Origin of the sequence: Haloferax sp. Atlit-6N, assembly GCF_003383195.1 — an archaeon.
GTDB lineage: Archaea > Halobacteriota > Halobacteria > Halobacteriales > Haloferacaceae > Haloferax > Haloferax gibbonsii.
In genome coordinates, this window is record NZ_QEQJ01000287.1 from 1 (window position 1) to 470 (window position 470).

Annotated in this window: 1 protein-coding gene; it reads left to right on the top strand. The window is 65.1% G+C overall.

The window, feature by feature from the left end:
• Window positions 1-198: 198 nt before the first annotated feature.
• A partial coding sequence (locus DEQ92_RS24320; RefSeq protein WP_233516953.1) for a hypothetical protein occupies window positions 199-470 on the top strand: 272 nt, incomplete at its 3' end.

Genomic DNA, 470 nt, shown 5'->3' on the forward strand with positions numbered 1-470 from the left:
CATCCAGGGGTAACTGACGGGTCGTGATAAGCGTTTAGTCTCGGGAGCCATTTTGACAGCAGCCCAACTGATAATTAGAAGAAGATATATCCTGGCCCCGATACTACTCGGCGTGAGACGCGTGATTCGGGGGCTAATCGACGACCGTGTGGCTCGCAGTTGGCGACCAGCGCGCCGATCCTGTCGAACCGGTGATATATGACCCCTGGGTCACGCACCAGAACCGTTCTCGTCTGTGCCGACGAGACGCTCGCGTCGTCGCTCCGTGCGGCGGTCGAGGGCCGCTCACGTCCGCTCCGGATCGCCTCGGTAGCCTCGACGGCCGGCTGCGCCCGCCCGCAACGCGAACAGCCGATCGACTGCGTCGTCCGCCGCTCGATGCCGGACGTGGACGCGCCCGCCGTTATCACGCCCGACGCTCCGCACGGCGCCACGAACCGTCGCGACGGTACCGTGACCGTCCCCGTGAT